Source organism: Flavobacterium terrigena, assembly GCF_900108955.1.
In the GTDB taxonomy this organism is placed as follows: domain Bacteria; phylum Bacteroidota; class Bacteroidia; order Flavobacteriales; family Flavobacteriaceae; genus Flavobacterium; species Flavobacterium terrigena.
The window spans coordinates 469,079-486,859 of sequence record NZ_FNYA01000001.1; the positions used below are offsets into that span (position 1 = coordinate 469,079).

The following is a 17,781-nucleotide window of genomic DNA, read 5'->3' on the forward strand; positions in this document are numbered from 1 at the left end:
TTTGAGTACAATTTCTGTAATAATTACTACATACAACTCTGAAACTTGGTTAGAAAAAGTTTTGTGGGGTTATGCTGTACAATCGTTTACCGATTTTGAACTTATAATTGCCGATGATGGTTCTACATCAAAAACTAAAGATTTATTAGATAGTTTTAAATCCGAATTTAAACATCCAATTGTTCATGTTTGGCAAGAAGACAATGGTTTTCAAAAAACTAAAATTTTAAATAAAGCCATTGTGAAGGCGTCATCATCTTATATTCTTTTTTCTGATGGAGATTGTATTCCACGTCGTGATTTTATCGCTACACATTTAAAACATAAGAAAAAAGGATATTTTTTATCCGGTGGATATTTCAAACTAAATGATGTAGTTTCAAATTCTATAGATGCCAATAGTATTAAAAACCAGAGTTGTTTTCAGATAAAATGGTTGTTAGACAATGGATTAAAGCTAAATTTTAAAATTTCTAAGCTTACACAAAATTCATTCTTCGGTCAATTTATGAATTGGATAACACCAACTAAGAAAACATTCAACGGGCATAATACTTCCTGTTTTAAAGAAGATTTAATAGCTGTAAATGGCTTTAATGAAGAAATGAAATATGGCGGTTTAGATAGAGAAATTGGCGAACGCCTTTTTAATAATAAAATAAAAAGTAAGCAAATAAGATACAGTGCCATTTGTTTGCATTTAAATCATGATAGAAGTTATGCCACTAAAGATAATTGGCTAAACAACAACTACATAAGAAAATTCAATAAGCAAAATAACGTAACTACCATAAAAAATGGTTTATCAAAATATTTGAACCATGAAGACTAAAATTTCAGTATTTATTATCACCTTCAATGAAGAAAAAATCATTGGAAAATGCTTAGAAAAGTTGGGTGCTTTTGATGAAATTATTGTTGTTGATTCTGGAAGTACGGACAATACAGTTTCCATTTGCGAATCGTTTGGTGCGAAAGTAATTTACCGAAAGTTTGATAATTTTGGATTACAAAAACAATTTGCGTTAGATCAAACTAAAAACGATTGGTCGCTTTCATTAGATGCTGATGAAGTACTTTCTGACGCTCTAATTATTGAAATTAGCAATTTAGATTTTTCATTAGATTTTAACGCTTATACGATTCCTAGAACTCACGTTTTCTTAAATAAAGTCTTCACTTATGGTGCAGAAAACAAACGACCAATTTTACGTTTGTTAAATAAAAATTTTGGTGGATTTACGCCAAATATAGTTCATGAAACCATAGAAATTCAAGGAAAAACTAGTCATTTAAAAAATGAAATGCTACATTATACTGTTTTTGATATTGCAACAGCTATTCAAAAACAAATAAAATATGCGCTTTTGAGTGGTGAATTATTACATGAGAAAAACAAGAAAAGTTCTGTATTTAAACTAGTAATCAAATTTCCTTTCGATTTTATTCGATACTATTTTTTCCAAAGAAATTTCATGAATGGTTATGCTGGTTTCACTTGGAGTATGTTTTCAGCGTTTTGTAATTACTTGAAATATGCTAAACTGAAAGAACTTGCTGATAACAACTCATAACTTCAGATGCAATAACATCATCATTAAATTGTTGCGCAAATTTCAAACCTTCTTCTTTCATTTTTGAAGCTAAAGAATTATCACTCAAAACTTTGCTTATTTTTTTAGATAAATCTACCACATCAAAAGGTTCAATGTATAAAGAATTTGGTCCAGCAGCTTCAGAAAAAACACCCGTTTTATTAGTTATTACTGGCGTTTTAGAATACAAGGCTTCAATTATAGGAATTCCGAAACCTTCAAATATCGATGGATAAACAAAAACAGAAGCCAATTGATAGGTTATTGCTAGTTCTTCACTAGTTAAACCTTTAAGAAAACGCACTCGCTTTTCTAACTTATTTTCGGAAATATATTGATGAATTTTTTCAGTATAATCAGTTTGTTTTCCAATTAAAACTAAATCAACATCTAATTTTTTAATGGCTTTTACAATAGTTAATGCATTTTTTCTTTCTTCAATTGTTCCAACATTTAAAACAAACGTTTCTGGCAAATTGAATTTTTCAGCAACTTGTTGCTTTTCAGAATCGGAATATTCTCTTTTAAAAACATCCTGACAGCCTTGATAAACTACTTTTATTTTACTTGCATCAATGTGCAAATAAGACATAATATCTTTCTTAGTTTGTTCGCTAATAGCAATAACTAAATCGGCTCTTTCAGCGGCTTTTTTAAACTTATAGAAATGGATTTTTCTATCGAAAAAAGAATATAAATTTGGGTATCGAACAAAAATTAAATCGTGAATAGTGACAACTGATTTAATTCCTTTTTTTTGTAAACCTATTGGGATTTCACCTGAAAGTCCATGATAAATTTCCACATTATCTTTTACTAAATCTTTAACAACCGCTTTTTGACGCCAAATCGTAGAAAATTTTTTATTGAATTTAGAGATTGGATTTTTTTCAAAAACATTGGTATTATTTGAAACAAAAAGAGTTTTTTTATACGCTTTAGGATTGTATAAAAAATAGTTATTCTCTGGAAAATAAGTAGCTAAAATTCGAACTAAATCTCGACTATAATTACCTAATCCGGTTTTATTATGAAAAACTCTTTTTGCCTCAAAACCAATATTCATTATACTGCTACGTTATATTCTCTTAAAGCATCATTTAATGATGTTTTTAAATCTGTAGATGGTTTTCTTTGTCCAATAATTAAAGCACATGGCACTTGAAAATCACCAGCAGGGAATTTTTTAGTATATGTTCCAGGAATTACAACTGAACGAGAAGGCACCACACCTTTGTATTCAATTGGCTCACTACCCGTAACATCAATTATTTTTGTAGATGCTGTTAAACAAACATTAGCACCTAAAACTGCTTCTTTTTCCACACGAACACCTTCCACAACGATACAACGAGAACCGATAAAAGCACCATCTTCAATAATCACTGGAGCTGCTTGTAAAGGTTCTAAAACCCCACCAATACCAACTCCACCACTTAAATGTACGTGTTTACCAATTTGTGCACAACTACCCACAGTTGCCCAAGTATCTACCATTGTTCCTTCGTCAACATACGCACCAATATTTACATAAGAAGGCATTAAAATTACACCTGAAGAAATATAAGCACCATGACGAGCAACTGCATTTGGTACTACTCTAATTCCTCTTTCTGCAAAGTTACGTTTCAATGGAATTTTATCGTGATATTCAAAAATACCAGCTTCTAAAGTTTCCATTTTTTGAATAGGAAAATACATTACTACTGCTTTTTTAACCCATTCGTTAACTTGCCATCCATTAGCAACTGGTTCCGCCACTCTAAGCGAACCGTTATCTAATAAATCAACAACTTCTCTAATAGCATTTTGTGTAGTTTCTTCTTGTAATAATGCACGGTTTTCCCATGCCGTTTCTATAATAGATTGCAAGTTTGTCATGTTTACTTATTTTTTAACAAAGATAAAGTTTTCCAATTTGTATTACAAAAAAAAAAATCCTGCTTTTAGCAGGATTTTGTGTTATTTACATGAAGGATCTAAATGTTTTCTAAGCCTTGTTGTTGTAGAGAAGTCTCCAGCACAACTTGGTATTCCTTTAGACTCATCGATTGCAGTAGCTGGATTATCAACTAAAATTCCTTGATAAGGGTACCAAGCTGATTTAGTTACTAAACCATCTAGATATGTATACTTAATTTCATCTTTCGTTAATTTTCCATCATTATCATCATCATAGTCACCATAATCAGGTTTTCCATCACCGTCAGTATCAATTGCAGTTCCTGAAACCAAACCAGTTCCTAAATATTCTTCTTTGGAAAGAATTTTATCGCCATCATGATCTTTATATCTCAACTTCATTAATTTAAAGCTAAATATAATTGGAGTATAAGCTGTAATTGACCCTGTACTTTGACCGTAGTATCCCAATGCAGAAGGAAGAAACATTACACCTGCACCAAAATCGCTGAAAGTTGTTATTCCTGTTGAACTATTATAATTAGAATTTCCAATTTTAAAATCTGGAAATATTTCTCTCCAACCTTGAACTACTTGTTCTAACTGAAACCAAACTGGAGTTGAAGCTTCATCAAAACTTGTTAAATCCGTTTTATACCCTTTGTAAGATGCATAAATTGAATCTAATTTTGTTGGATTATCATTATTTGGATCCGAATCAACATCTGTATTACCTAATCCTTCTTCTAATTTAATAAAATATAATTTATGATCTACACCACCTTTAGTAATTACTTTATGTTTCAGAGGTTTTGCAGGATCATCTTGATTAGTTGAATTATCCATACCATCAGAAATTGGTGTACCTGGAGTACTAGGTGTAATTTCAGTAAAAGTAACATTATTATCACCATCAACCGTCATAAAATGAGTATTCATAAAATCCTCAATCTCAGCAATATCTTCTGCATAAACTTCTGAATATGGTCTTAACACAACGTCATCCGGAGTATCATCAGGTGGACATCCAACCATAATCAATATAAAAGGTAATAAAAGTAATAATCTTAATGATAATTTCATTTTGTAATATTTTAATTTAAAAAAGTGCTCGCAAGATACGATTTTCATTTATTTTTGTACAAATATTAACATTGATTTTTGAAATTTATGCGAATTGATAAATATTTATGGTGTATTAGATACTATAAAACAAGAGGACTTGCTGCAGAAGCTATAAAAAAAGGACATGTTTCGGTGAATAATGTGAAAGCAAAAGCATCACGAGATGTTTATCCTTTGGATAAAATTACCTTAAGAAGAGATCAAATTAACTATATCGTTAAGGTTTTAGACATTCCACCTAACAGAGTGGCTGCCAAATTAGTTGATTTGTATAGAAAAGATGAAACACCAGCAGAGTCTTTTGAACATTTAGAAATGATAAAACTTTCTAAAGAACATTACAGAGCTAAAGGTGAAGGAAGACCAACCAAAAAAGATCGAAGAGATATTTCTGACTATACCGAAAATGACATAGATGATGAAATTGAATAAAGAATATTGGGAAAACCGATACCAGACAGATTCTGCCAAATGGGATATTGGACATGTTTCCACACCATTAAAAGAATATATTGATCAATTGAAAAATAAAGATATTAAAATTCTGATTCCTGGTGCTGGAAATGCGTATGAATTAGATTATTTAATTGAAAAAGGGTTTCACAATGTTTTCGTAATTGATTTTGCCCAACAACCAATAGATGCCATTTTAAGCAGAAATAAAGACTTAGAAAAACATATTATTCAAGGCGATTTTTTTAATCATAACGAAACATATGATTTAATTATAGAACAAACATTCTTCTGCGCTTTAAATCCAAGTTTAAGAGAAAATTATGTTTCTAAAATGCACGATTTATTATCAGATAAAGGAAAAATTTCTGGCTTATTATTTAATTTCCCATTAACAGAAGCTGGACCACCATTTGGAGGAAGTTACGAAGAATATGTAAATCTATTTTCTGAAAAATTTACCATAAAAACATTAGAGCCTGCGTATAATTCGATAAAACCTCGCGCAAATACAGAATTGTTTTTTACATTTGAAAAAAAATAAACCATGCAACACATTATTTTAACTCACACCGAAATAGAACACAAAACAAAACGTATTGCTTATCAAATTTACGAAACGTTTGCTAACGATTCTGAATTAGTAATTGCAGGAATTTCAAATAGCGGATTTACATTTGCGCAAAAAATTGCCAAACAATTAGAAACGATTAGCGATATCAAAATTATTATTTGTGAAGTTAATATTAATAAACAAAAGCCATCAGAACCGATAACAACTTCATTAAATTCTGATGAGTATGCCAATAAAAACTTAGTTTTAGTAGACGATGTTTTAAATTCGGGCGCAACATTAATTTATGCGATTAAGCATTTCTTAAATGTACCGTTAAACAAATTTAAAACGGCTGTGTTAATTGATAGAAATCATAAAAAATATCCTGTAAAAGCTGATTTCAAAGGTTTATCATTATCAACATCTTTACAAGAGCACGTTCAAGTGGTTTTTGAAGAAAACAATTCTTACGTGTATTTAAGTTAGTTTAGATACAATTTCAGAAACTATCTCTTTTTCGTCTTTTTCATCAATAGAAACAATTGTTTTTACTTGATGATAGAAATAGTTGCGTTCAAACAAATGCTTCGCCACAAACTCTTGAAGCTCTTCTTCGTTAAAACGAGCTACTAATGGTCTGGAAGCTTTCTGAGTATGTAAACGTTTCAATATCGTCTCCACAGAAGCTTTTAAATAAATAGAATGAATACCTTCCGATTGATATAATTCGAAATTATCATAATAACAAGGTGTACCTCCACCTAAAGCCAAAACATAATTATCTGCAGTATTTAAAAAATTAGTCAAGACTTCTCTTTCCTTTTTTCTAAAAGACAATTCTCCTTTTTGTTCGAAAATTTCATTAACTTTTAAATTCATATCAGTTTCAATCAAATGGTCTAAATCGTAAAAAGACACATTTAACGACTCAGAAAGTAGTTTTCCAATGGTAGATTTACCAGATGCCATGTATCCAACTAGAATTATTTTCATAATATTTTATCCGTTTTTATGGTATAAATGTATAATAATTTAATGAAATTTTAATTATTAAAAAAACAAGATTTACAACAAACACTTATGAATTAAGGGGTTATAAATTAATTTTAAAAAAATATTAAATTAATACTAAAAAGCTATTGCGAAATAAATAAATCATCTTATATTTGCACCCGCAATGAGGAAATAGTTTTAGACTCTGTAGCTCAGCTGGTAGAGCATTACACTTTTAATGTAGGGGTCCTGGGTTCGAATCCCAGCGGGGTCACTAAAATATTTCAAAATATAAAAAATTACAACTTCATTGCAACGACTCTGTAGCTCAGCTGGTAGAGCATTACACTTTTAATGTAGGGGTCCTGGGTTCGAATCCCAGCGGGGTCACCAAAAGAAGCTAAGCAATTTGTTTAGCTTCTTTTTTTATTTTAGGCCATGTGGAGAAATTGGTAGACTCGCCATCTTGAGGGGGTGGTGCTGCAAGGCGTATGGGTTCGAATCCCATTGTGGTCACTTTTATAAAATCTTGCTTTCGCAAGATTTTTTCTTTTTATGTCATTTCTAATATTTTTTGTTTACTTTTGTTTAAACTTTTTATAAAAAGAATGAACAATATTAAATCTACATTCAGCATAAAGGACTTAGAAAATCTTTCTGGTATTAAAGCACACACTATTCGAATCTGGGAAAAAAGATACGATTTGCTTGAACCCATGCGTACCGATACCAATATCAGATTGTATGATATTAAGAATTTACAAAAACTTCTAAACGTAAAATTGTTAACTGATTTCGGATACAAGATTTCAAAAATCTCAAAACTCAATCAACAGGAAATTGAAAAATTTGTATTAAAAATTCAGAATGAAAAAAATGTTAATAGCCACTTATTAAGTAATTTCAAAATGGCTATGGTAAATTTCGATCAATCACTTTTTGCAAAAACATATAACGAATTAATCGTTGGAAAAAGTTTTAGTGAAGTTTTTTGTGAAACATTTATTCCTTTATTAGAAGAAGTTGGGGTTTTATGGTCAACAAACACTATAACTCCTGCTCATGAACATTTTATTTCGCACTTAATAAAACATAAAATTTTAATTGAAATTGAAAAATACCAATTACAACAAAATGAAATATCCGACGAAACCTATGTTTTGTATTTACCTTTTAATGAATTGCATGAATTAGGGCTTTTATTTTTACATCATGAAATCGTTACAAATGGTCATCACTCTATATACCTAGGAAGAAGTTTACCAATTGAAAACTTAATAGATTTAAATAGTTATTTTAAAAAAATAACATTTATTACCTATTTAACAGTTGAACCACATGAAGATGAAATTGAAGAATATTTTAATGATTTTAATGAAACCATATTAAAAGACAGTTCGAATGAATTATTACTATTTGGTAAAAAAACATCGGGACTAAAAAATTTAAAACTACCACCAAAAATAAAAAGTATAGAAAATATATTAGATTTCTTAGCAACATTATAAACCCTCTTTTAAAAAAATTCGTAAGTACAAAATATGTCCAAAACAATTCAAATAATAGGTTCCGGATTTTCCTCGTTAGCTGCTGCTTGCTATTTAGCTAAGGAAGGCAATAAAGTGTCCGTATTTGAAAAAAACAACACTTTGGGTGGTCGTGCCAGACAATTCACAGAAAAAGGCTTTACGTTTGATATGGGACCATCTTGGTATTGGATGCCAGATGTTTTTGAACGTTTTTTTGCAGATTTTAATAAGAAACCTTCCGATTATTATCATTTAGAAAAATTAACGCCAGGCTATAGAGTGCTTTTTGGCAACAACGAACATTTTGATGTTTCTGATGACTTAAATACGATTATCTCCGACTTTGAAAAAATAGAAAAAGGCAGCGGAAAACAATTAGAAAAATTCATTTCCAATGCCAAAAATAATTATGAAATTGCCATAAAAGACTTAGTGTACCGACCTGGAGAATCTATTTTCGAATTAATTACAGCACAAACTGCTTTCAAATTAGATCAGTTTTTTTCAAACATAAAAAGAGATGTCCGACAAAAAATAAAAAATAAAAACTTACAACAAATCTTAGAATTTCCAGTATTGTTTTTAGGGGCAAAACCTTCAGACACACCATCATTTTATAGTTTTATGAATTATGCCGATTTCGGTTTAGGAACTTGGCAACCCAAAAATGGCTTTTTCGATGTAATTCAAGCGATGATAAAACTTGGAAGTGAATTAGGTGTAACTTATCATACCAATTCAAACATTGAAGAAATTGTAGTTGAAAACAATAAAGCAATCGGAATTAAAATAAATCATGAAATTCTAAAAGCAGATGTGGTGCTTTCCGGAGCCGATTATCATCATACCGAAACCTTATTACCAAAAGAAAACAGACAATATTCTGAAGCGTATTGGAACAAAAAAACATTCGCACCTTCTTCCCTATTGTTTTATGTTGGTTTCGATAAAAAACTAGAAAATGTGTGTCATCATAATTTGTTTTTTGATTCCGATTTCGAGAAACATGCCATTGCTATTTACGACAATCCAAAATGGCCAGAACAACCTTTGTTTTATGCTAATTTCACATCTATAACAAATAAACACACCGCACCAGAAGGTTGCGAAAACGGCTTCTTTTTAGTACCAATTGCACCCGATTTAGAAGACACTGAAGAAGTAAGAGAAAAATACTTCGAAAAAATAATTTCTCGATTTGAAGAAATCACCAAACAAGATGTTCGAAACAACATCGTTTTTAAAAAATCATTTTGTGTGAACGATTTCAAATCGGAATACAATTCTTATAAAGGAAATGCCTACGGAATGGCGAATACTTTATTACAAACCGCAGTTTTGCGTCCGAAATTGAAGAGCAAAAAAGTGAAGAATTTATATTTCACAGGACAATTGACCGTTCCAGGACCAGGAGTTCCACCAGCCATAATATCAGGAAAACTAGTTTCACAATTAATCCAAAAATACCAATAAAATGAAGGCATTATTTGACACCGTTTCTTTCGCTTGTAGCGTAAAAGTAACCAAAGCTTACAGCACTTCATTTTCATCTGCAGTGAAAATGTTGGCGCCATCCATCCGACAAGACATTTATAACATTTATGGTTTTGTGCGATTTGCTGATGAAATTGTGGATAGTTTTCATGACTATAATAAAGAAGTATTATTCGAAAAATTCGAAAAGGAATTAGCGGATGCCATAACAGATAAAATTAGTTTGAATCCGATTTTAAACTCTTTTCAACATACGGTTCACAAATATAAAATCAATCAAGAACTCATTGATGCTTTTATGCAAAGCATGAAACTCGATTTGGTAAAACAAGAATATAAAACCACTGAAGAATATAACGAATATATTTACGGAAGTGCTGATGTTGTGGGTTTAATGTGTTTGCTGGTTTTTGTTAAAGGTGATGAGAAAAAATACAATGACTTGAAAGATTCCGCTATGAAATTAGGTTCTGCTTTTCAGAAAGTGAATTTTTTAAGAGATTTGAAAGCTGATTTTGAAGGTTTGAATAGAACTTATTTTCCAAATACCGATTTATCAAAACTGACAGAAGCTTCAAAAAAAGAAATTATTGATGATATTGAAGCCGATTTTAAACTAGCATACGAAGGCATTTTACGCTTACCAATTGAAGCTAAATTTGGTGTTTACACGGCATATAGATATTATAAAAGATTATTAAATCGATTGAAAGCAACACCTTCTACAGAAATTAAAAACACCAGAATTAGAGTTCCAAATTATCAAAAAGCAGAACTTTTGGCACGTTGTTATGTAAAATACAGATTGAATTTATTGTAAATTACGATTTACGATTTGGGACTTACAAAGTTGACAGTTACAATAAAAAAATAAAATTATGGGATTATATATATTGGTTTTTATACTCACCTTTTTCATCATGGAATTTATGGCTTGGTTTACACATAAATACGTCATGCACGGATTTTTGTGGCATTTACACGCCGATCATCATAAAAAAGATCACGATTCTTGGTTTGAAAGAAACGATACGTTTTTTGTTTTTTATGCCGTAATAAGCATTATCTTTTTCTTGTTATGGCGTTACGAAATTTTAGAAATTGGTTTAGCCATTGGATTAGGAATTTTCGCTTACGGATTAACGTATTTTTTAGTCCACGATATTTTTATTCACCAACGTTTTAAGTTATTTAGAAATGCGAATCACAAATATGCTCGCGCTTTAAGAAGAGCTCATAAAATGCACCACAAACATTTAGGAAAAGACAAAGGGGAATGTTTCGGAATGTTGTTATTCCCTTTTAAACATTATAAAAACGCATAAATTAGAACATCAAAATAGCTTTTGTACCTTTATCGACTTCGCTCTCAAAACTAATTTTAGAATTGATTTTTTCTGAAAGTTTCATAACTAATTGAAGTCCTAGACCAATACCTAATTCGTTATTCGTTCCACGACATGACGTGTAAGAATTTGTTCGAATACTTTGCAATTTTTCTTGACTCATGCCAATTCCGAAATCTTCAACAACCAAACAATTATTTAGTGCATAAATAGAAATTTTTCCGTTAGTTGGTGTGAATTTAATCGCATTAGAAATCAAATTTCGGATAATGATTGTCACAATTTCTTCATCCGTTTCTTTTGTTTTAAAATTACGCAAATCCACTAAAACTGAAATCTGTTTATCTGAACAATTTTCTTGATAAATGGCTACCACATTTTCTACTAAATTTTGATAATCAATTGAAGAGGCATTTAATTGTAAGGAATTAAAATTTAATTTAGCCCAGTTAATCGTAGTTTCAAGCATATTTAAAACTTGCATTGATTCTTTATTAATCAATTCGGCAATTGAAACAAAATCGATGCTAGAAATATTATTACTTATTGCTAATGAAGAAATGGAATACAAATTAGCAATAGGTGTTCTTAAATCGTGGCCTAAAACAGACAACATTCTATTGTTATTCTCATTTTGTTTTTTTAATTCTTCTTGTAAAAGCACTTCATTATTTATATCCACAAAAGCCAAAACAAAGAATGTATTAATGAAAAAGGCTTTAATTTCATACCATTTTTCTTGTTGATTTTTTGGTGTAAGTTTAGCTTTAATTTTTACGAATTTTTCATTTTTAGTTCTCGAAATTTCAATTTCACTTTCAAAATACTGTCTAACAAACTCTCTGTATTCTGCATTTGGATACAAATTTTCATACCAAAGTTCCACACTATTAATCTCATCAACAGAATATCCAAATTCGTCAAGAATATTTTGATTAAAATACAATTCAACAATGTTACTTTCAGGATTTGTTTCGGCAATAGCAAACGGATACGGCAATAAATCTGCCATAGCAACAAAATCTTCTTTCGATTTAAAATGATACTCATCTATCATAATAACACCTTGATTATCAATAAAATATAATCTATAAAGATACGAATATTATTTCTCTATTTCTTTCAAACTTTCTTTTTTCTTGTGAGCTAATAAGCTTTTGAAAAAAAACATAAACGCATAAAAAAAGCTCCAGTTGGAGCTTTTTATTTATTCTTATTCATTAATCACTTTGGACCAATTACTACTTTTCAATTTCACGCATACTTTCCATTTTCTTGTGTGCTAAGAAACCTTTAATATCTTCAAAATGTTCTTTCACACGCTTGTTTCCAAATTCGAAAACTTTTGTAGCTAAACCATCTAAGAAATCACGATCGTGAGAAACTAAGATTAAAGTTCCATCGAAATCACGTAAGGCATCTTTAATGATGTCTTTCGTTTTCATATCTAAGTGATTCGTTGGCTCATCTAGAATTAAAACATTTACTGGCTCTAACAACAATTTAATCATGGCTAAACGCGTTTTTTCACCACCAGAAAGCACTTTTACTTTCTTTTGAATGTCGTCACCTTTAAACATGAAAGCACCTAATAAATCTTTAATTTTCGTACGAACATCTCCAACAGCGATTTGGTCAATTGTTTCAAAAATTGTCATTTCACCATCTAGCAATGAAGCCTGATTTTGAGCAAAATATCCAATTTGAGAATTGTGACCCACTTCTAATTTTCCACCATCAAAATCAATTTCTTTCATGATAGCTTTAATCATTGTCGATTTTCCTTCCCCATTTTTACCAACGAAAGCGACTTTTTGACCACGTTCGATAACTAAATTAGCATCGTCAAAAACTACGTGATCACCATATTTTTTTCTTAAACCTTCCACAACCACAGGATATTGTCCTGAACGTGGTGAAGGAGGAAATTTTAATTTTAAAGCAGAAGTATCTACTTCATCCACTTCAATTGGAACAATTTTTTCTAGCATTTTCACACGAGATTGCACCGATTCTGTTTTAGAAAAAGTTCCTCTAAAACGATCAATAAATGCTTGATTATCGGCAATAAATTTCTGTTGTTCGTCGTAAGCTTTTTGTTGGTGAATTCTTCTGTCTTTTCTCAATTCTAAATAATGAGAATAGACTGCTTTATAATCGTAAATTCGTCCCATTGTCACTTCAATAGTACGATTTGTAATGTTATCAACGAAAGTTCTATCGTGAGAAATTACCATAACCGCTTTCGCTTGATTGATTAAGAAATCCTCTAACCACTGAATACTTTCAATATCCATGTGATTGGTTGGCTCATCTAATAAAATCAAATCAGGTTTTTTCAAAAGGATTTTTGCTAATTCAATTCGCATTCTCCAACCTCCAGAAAACTCAGATGTGTTTCTAGTAAAGTCTTCACGTTCAAAACCTAAACCTTTTAAAACTTTTTCCACTTCCGCTTCGTAATTGACTTCTTCAATAGAATAAAATTTTTCCGAAAGTTCAGAAACGCGTTCAATTAATTTCATATACTCGTCACTTTCATAATCCGTACGAATGGTTAATTGCTCGTTAATTTCGTCAATTTCTTTCTTCATATCTAAAACATCAGCAAAAGCTTTTGATGCTTCTTCCATAACCGTGCAATTGTCTGAAGTCAATAAATGCTGTGGCAAATACGCAATTACGGCATCACCTGGCGCAGAAATTGTACCACGAGTCGCTTTATTCTCTCCGGCAACAATTTTTAATAAAGTTGATTTTCCTGCTCCATTTTTACCCATAAGGGCAATTTTATCATTCTCGTTTATAGCAAAAGTTACATCGCTAAAAAGTGTTGTTCCGCCAAATTCTACGGCAATATCGTTAACTGTAATCATTTTATTCGGGTATAAGTTTTTGGGTAAAAGGTATTAGGTATCACAATAATTAAAAAACTAATCACTATTCACCAATCTCAATTCACTAATTCTACATATTCATTTTAAAATCCTCAATAGCATCGCGAACTTTCATAAAATCGTCTTCTTCTATAAATAATTCAATAATTGCAGCGCTTCCAGAATTTTGTTTGTTTTCACGTTGGATAACAGTCACATTCCCTTTTTCAATAACCGTTTGTAAATTTTTGGCAATGCTTTCTTTTCCAGAAAAAATTTTAATAAGTCCCATGTTTGTGTATTTGGATTTTCGAGGTGCAAAGATAGGTTATTTTGAAAATTATTTAATATCAAAAAACATATTAGAATTAAATTAATTACTTTTGATGTTTACAAAAACAAATTAAATGAAACACACACTACGCCTTTTTTTAATTACTATTTTATTTTTAACGGGAATCAATGCTTTTGCAGAAAAGAAAACTAATGATAATTTGGCTTGTCCAACTGCAGCTATTAGTTATTCTAGCATTAATTTTTGTAGTTCAATAACAAATCCACAAGCAGTAACTTTAACCGGAACGGACGCTTATTTAGGTGGTTTTTTTAGTTCCACACCTGCAGGACTAGCATTAAATCCAACAACTGGAGAAATTATACCGAGTGCAAGTACTCCTGGAATGTACACCGTTGAATATACTATTTCAGCTGCCGGAAGTTGTGGTGCTGTAATTACTACAACAACAATTACTATTACACCAAGTAATAATGTTTCAACAGTTTCTTCTAATCAAACATTATGTATAGATACTCCTTTAACACAAATTACTCTTACAACAACAGGAGCTACGGGAATTGGAACTGCGACAGAATTACCACCAGGAGTAAATGCAATTTGGTCAGCAAACCATATTGTAATTACTGGTACTCCAATATCAGTTGGTATATTTAATTATTCTATTCCTTTAACAGGAGGTTGCGGAACGACTTATGCTACTGGTACAATAACAGTTACACCAAGTAATACTATTCCAAATAACACTGTTTCACCTCCTTCTTCAACTCCAACATTGTGTTTAGGTTCTCCTATGACAACAATTACTCATGCAACAACAGGAGCAACAGGAATTATACAATCAGGATTACCAGTAGGTGTTACAGCTAATTGGTCAGGAAATGTCATAACAATATCTGGTACACCTGTAATGTTTGGAGTATATAACTATTCAATTCCCTTAACAGGAGGTTGCGGAACAGCTTATGCTACAGGAACAATTACTGTCTATGATCAACCACATGCTGGAACTGATGGAAACATATATATTTGCGAAAACAATTCTACAATTGATATTTTTGACATAATTTCTGGTGAACAATATGGAGGAGTTTGGACAAGAACTTCAGGTACAGGTGGAACATTCAACGCAGCAGCTGGAACATTTACATCTGCAATGGGAGCAACAAGTTCATCATTTATGTATACCGTTCCTGCAACTTCTACATGCTCAAGTGATTCTAGTATAGCAATAATTAATATAATGCCTAACCCAACTGGAATATCAATTTCAGGAAGCACAGCAACATGTGCAGGAACTCCAGTTAATTTAATAATAACAGGTACTCCAGGAACAACAATAACAATGACAAATGGAAGTTCTCAAAACACATTTATAACTGGTTCTTCAGGAAGTATTATTATACCGGTTTCGCCAACAGTAACCACAACTTATACATTAATCAGTGCAAGTTTAGACGCATGTACAATTCCAATTATTGGTCAAAGCGCTACTGTTACGATTAATCAAACACCACAATTTATTACACAAATTCCAGATATCACAATTTGTAATGGAGGACAATTAAATATTGCTTCTCAATTAACAAGTACAGTCCCGGGGGCAACTTTTACTTGGAGTGCTACAACTAGCAATGTAAATACAACTACTCTTAATGGAAACCAAACTAATATTGACCAGGTTGTTAATTTAATTGGTGTGAATGCCGTTGGAACTATTACTATACAAGTACGACCAGAAATTGGTAGTTGTTATGGAATGCCACAACAAATAGCAGTTACAGTACAACCAATTCCTACTACAACTTCAACAACGGTAAGTCAAACAACAATTTGTAATAATCAATTTGTAACTATTACTTCAAATAGTAATTCTGCAACTGCATACAATTGGCAAGTAAATTCTTCAACTGGTGTTCAAATTGTTGGTGGAACAACAAGTGGAACTTCAACAACAGGAATTATTGATATACAATTAGCATTAACAAATTCATTAATAGCGGGAACTATTAGTTTTAACGTAACACCAGTAAACGGAATTTGCACTGGAACAACAGTTACAAATGCAGTAACTATTACTGTAAATCCTTTGCCTGGAACACCAATAGCTTTCCCAACTTATGCAATTTGTAGTGGAGAAACATCAAATTTAACAATTGCAACTTTCCCAAATATTACAGGAACAGAGTTAGTTTGGACTGTTACAGATTCACAAAACGTAACAGGTTTTTCAAACGGAATAGGAATGGCACCTGCATCTATAAATGACATATTAATTAACACATCAAATATTCAAGGATTTGTAAAATATAGTGTCACAACAAAGTTGGGAAATTGTGAAGGAGGAACTACAGAATACACTGTATTAGTAAATCCATTGCCATACTTATCAAATTTGACAGATGGTGAGATTACATTTGATGGAAATGGAAATCTAATTCCATATGTATTAGATACTGGATTAAACACATTTGATTATAGTTTTGAATGGTATTTGAATAGTACACTTATTACTAATGCTAATTCAAATACTTATTCAGCTACAGAAGAAGGAATTTATTCTGTAAAAGCGTTTAGTTTAGTAACGGGTTGTGAGAATTACTTATCTGCAGATGTTACAGAAAACCTAATAAATAATGAAGATCCTGTTGATTTAGTTATGTATCCGAATCCATCATTTGATAGTATAAACTTTAGTTACAATAGTAAAGTTAAATCCGTTCAAATCTCTAATCAAATGGGACAAACTGTTTTAGCTAAGGAAGTTGATAATTTAAAAAATGGAACAATCGATATATCAGTTTTAAATATCGGTATTTACAACATTGAATTTGAAACAGAATCAGGAATTGTAAGTCACAGAATTATCAAACAATAAAAAAAAATAAGACATAAAAAAAACTCAAACTTTACAGTTTGAGTTTTTTTTATGTTGTTTCTATCTTAAAACTAATCTTCCATCTCGAAGAATAAAGGTTCAATCATTGTTCTATCAGCTACAGCTTCTACTCTATCCGAAATTTTATTACAAAAAATCAAACGTTGTGATTTAGAAATACTTTCTGAAATTCGGTTTGTTTTGGCATCTAATCGAAGTTTAAACAAAATATCGGCATCATCAACAACGTACATCAATAATCTGTTTACATCAAAACCTGCAGTAGCAAACATTAAATCTAAACGATTAGGCGTTCCTATTAAAACATCAATTCCTAAAGAAATTTGATTTTTATCCCAATCCATATCGCCTTTATCATGTGCGCCATAAACACGTAATTGTGTGTAACGGTTATATTTTCTAAACATTTCAACCATTTCCAAAACCTTCTCTTTTGTTTCCACAATAATTAAAGCTCTTGGCGATTCCATAAATTGTTTTTCCAAACGTTGAATAACATTTAAAACAATTGTAGTCGATTTTCCTGATTTTTTTCCTGATTGAATTACCGCATCAGCGCCACTTTTTATAGTTGAAAAAGTTTCTTGTTGCATTTCATTCGCTTCGGTTAAACCGTTTTCGATTAATGCTTCTTGTAAAAGTGGGTTTATTTTTTTTAATTGCATTGTATTATTGTTACGCAGAGTTTTATAATGTGAGTGCAAAGATACACAAAGAA

Annotated in this window: 18 protein-coding genes and 3 tRNA genes; 13 read left to right on the plus strand and 8 right to left on the minus strand. The window is 31.0% G+C overall.

The annotated features are described in order from the left end of the window. The first annotated feature begins 1 nt into the window (after position 1). Both BMX42_RS02205 and BMX42_RS02210 read left to right on the plus strand, forming a co-directional pair. Positions 2-832 (plus strand): glycosyltransferase family 2 protein, encoded by an 831-nt coding sequence (locus BMX42_RS02205; protein WP_091307857.1) that lies wholly within the window; start codon positions 2-4, stop codon positions 830-832. Next, on the plus strand, positions 822-1,574 hold the full coding sequence (locus BMX42_RS02210) for a glycosyltransferase family 2 protein (protein ID WP_091307860.1): 753 nt from the start codon (positions 822-824) through the stop codon (positions 1,572-1,574). Before BMX42_RS02205 ends, BMX42_RS02210 begins: the two co-directional genes overlap by 11 nt. Here the strand turns inward: BMX42_RS02210 and BMX42_RS02215 are convergent. The 3 genes from BMX42_RS02215 to BMX42_RS02225 form a co-directional block, all read right to left on the minus strand. After that, complete coding sequence (locus BMX42_RS02215) at positions 1,540-2,661, minus strand: glycosyltransferase family 4 protein (RefSeq protein WP_091307863.1); 1,122 nt, start codon at positions 2,659-2,661, stop codon at positions 1,540-1,542. The two genes, BMX42_RS02210 and BMX42_RS02215, sit on opposite strands and share 35 nt — an antisense overlap. Continuing rightward, positions 2,661-3,476: a 2,3,4,5-tetrahydropyridine-2,6-dicarboxylate N-succinyltransferase gene (locus tag BMX42_RS02220; protein WP_091307866.1), complete on the minus strand. Its 816-nt coding sequence runs from the start codon at positions 3,474-3,476 to the stop codon at positions 2,661-2,663. The genes BMX42_RS02215 and BMX42_RS02220 overlap by 1 nt, the downstream gene beginning before the upstream one ends. A gap of 81 nt (positions 3,477-3,557) precedes the next feature. Continuing rightward, positions 3,558-4,580, minus strand: coding sequence for an FKBP-type peptidyl-prolyl cis-trans isomerase (locus tag BMX42_RS02225; protein ID WP_143055594.1), 1,023 nt, complete (start codon positions 4,578-4,580; stop codon positions 3,558-3,560). Between the two features lie 87 nt (positions 4,581-4,667). Between BMX42_RS02225 and BMX42_RS02230 the strand changes: the two genes are divergently transcribed. Genes BMX42_RS02230 through BMX42_RS02240 form a run of 3 tightly spaced genes read left to right on the plus strand, consistent with a single transcriptional unit; the run spans position 4,668 to position 6,117 of the window. Further along, entirely contained in the window at positions 4,668-5,054 is a 387-nt protein-coding gene (locus tag BMX42_RS02230; protein WP_091307873.1) for an RNA-binding S4 domain-containing protein, read from the plus strand. Next, the gene (locus BMX42_RS02235; RefSeq protein WP_317040019.1) at positions 5,038-5,619 is read left to right on the plus strand and encodes a class I SAM-dependent methyltransferase; all 582 of its coding nucleotides are present in this window, start codon (positions 5,038-5,040) and stop codon (positions 5,617-5,619) included. Before BMX42_RS02230 ends, BMX42_RS02235 begins: the two co-directional genes overlap by 17 nt. 3 nt (positions 5,620-5,622) lie before the next feature. Further along, complete coding sequence (locus tag BMX42_RS02240; RefSeq protein WP_091307879.1) at positions 5,623-6,117, plus strand: phosphoribosyltransferase family protein; 495 nt, start codon at positions 5,623-5,625, stop codon at positions 6,115-6,117. Here BMX42_RS02240 and BMX42_RS02245 read toward each other — a convergent pair. Further along, the gene (locus BMX42_RS02245; protein WP_245748202.1) at positions 6,109-6,624 is read right to left on the minus strand and encodes a shikimate kinase; all 516 of its coding nucleotides are present in this window, start codon (positions 6,622-6,624) and stop codon (positions 6,109-6,111) included. The genes BMX42_RS02240 and BMX42_RS02245 overlap by 9 nt on opposite strands. A 201-nt stretch (positions 6,625-6,825) precedes the next feature. On the opposite strand from BMX42_RS02245, the gene BMX42_RS02250 reads away from it, so the two are divergent. From BMX42_RS02250 to BMX42_RS02280, 7 genes are all read left to right on the plus strand, one after another. Then, positions 6,826-6,898, plus strand: a tRNA-Lys gene (locus tag BMX42_RS02250). Positions 6,899-6,941: 43 nt separating this feature from the next. Beyond that, a tRNA-Lys gene (locus tag BMX42_RS02255) sits at positions 6,942-7,017 on the plus strand. Positions 7,018-7,058: 41 nt separating this feature from the next. Next, positions 7,059-7,140, plus strand: a tRNA-Leu gene (locus tag BMX42_RS02260). A gap of 92 nt (positions 7,141-7,232) precedes the next feature. Next, positions 7,233-8,132 (plus strand): MerR family transcriptional regulator, encoded by a 900-nt coding sequence (locus BMX42_RS02265; protein WP_091307886.1) that lies wholly within the window; start codon positions 7,233-7,235, stop codon positions 8,130-8,132. 33 nt (positions 8,133-8,165) lie between these two features. Next, entirely contained in the window at positions 8,166-9,626 is a 1,461-nt protein-coding gene (locus tag BMX42_RS02270; RefSeq protein ID WP_091307889.1) for a phytoene desaturase family protein, read from the plus strand. Between the two features lies 1 nt (position 9,627). After that, positions 9,628-10,467, plus strand: coding sequence for a phytoene/squalene synthase family protein (locus BMX42_RS02275; protein ID WP_091307892.1), 840 nt, complete (start codon positions 9,628-9,630; stop codon positions 10,465-10,467). 58 nt (positions 10,468-10,525) lie between these two features. Continuing rightward, complete coding sequence (locus tag BMX42_RS02280; protein ID WP_091307894.1) at positions 10,526-10,972, plus strand: sterol desaturase family protein; 447 nt, start codon at positions 10,526-10,528, stop codon at positions 10,970-10,972. Position 10,973: 1 nt separating this feature from the next. Here the strand turns inward: BMX42_RS02280 and BMX42_RS02285 are convergent, their stop codons facing one another. The 3 genes from BMX42_RS02285 to BMX42_RS02295 form a co-directional block, all read right to left on the minus strand. Further along, positions 10,974-12,050: a sensor histidine kinase gene (locus BMX42_RS02285; RefSeq protein ID WP_091307897.1), complete on the minus strand. Its 1,077-nt coding sequence runs from the start codon at positions 12,048-12,050 to the stop codon at positions 10,974-10,976. A 184-nt stretch (positions 12,051-12,234) separates the two neighbouring features. Further along, the gene (locus tag BMX42_RS02290; protein WP_091307900.1) at positions 12,235-13,869 is read right to left on the minus strand and encodes an ABC-F family ATP-binding cassette domain-containing protein; all 1,635 of its coding nucleotides are present in this window, start codon (positions 13,867-13,869) and stop codon (positions 12,235-12,237) included. Positions 13,870-13,960: 91 nt separating this feature from the next. After that, entirely contained in the window at positions 13,961-14,161 is a 201-nt protein-coding gene (locus BMX42_RS02295; RefSeq protein ID WP_091307903.1) for a hypothetical protein, read from the minus strand. Between the two features lie 115 nt (positions 14,162-14,276). Between BMX42_RS02295 and BMX42_RS02300 the strand changes: the two genes are divergently transcribed. Further along, positions 14,277-17,042, plus strand: coding sequence for a PKD-like domain-containing protein (locus tag BMX42_RS02300; RefSeq protein WP_091307906.1), 2,766 nt, complete (start codon positions 14,277-14,279; stop codon positions 17,040-17,042). 71 nt (positions 17,043-17,113) lie between these two features. On the opposite strand, the gene BMX42_RS02305 is transcribed toward BMX42_RS02300, so the two are convergent. Beyond that, positions 17,114-17,728, minus strand: a complete 615-nt coding sequence (locus tag BMX42_RS02305) for a DEAD/DEAH box helicase (RefSeq protein WP_091307909.1) — start codon at positions 17,726-17,728, stop codon at positions 17,114-17,116. Positions 17,729-17,781: the final 53 nt, after the last annotated feature.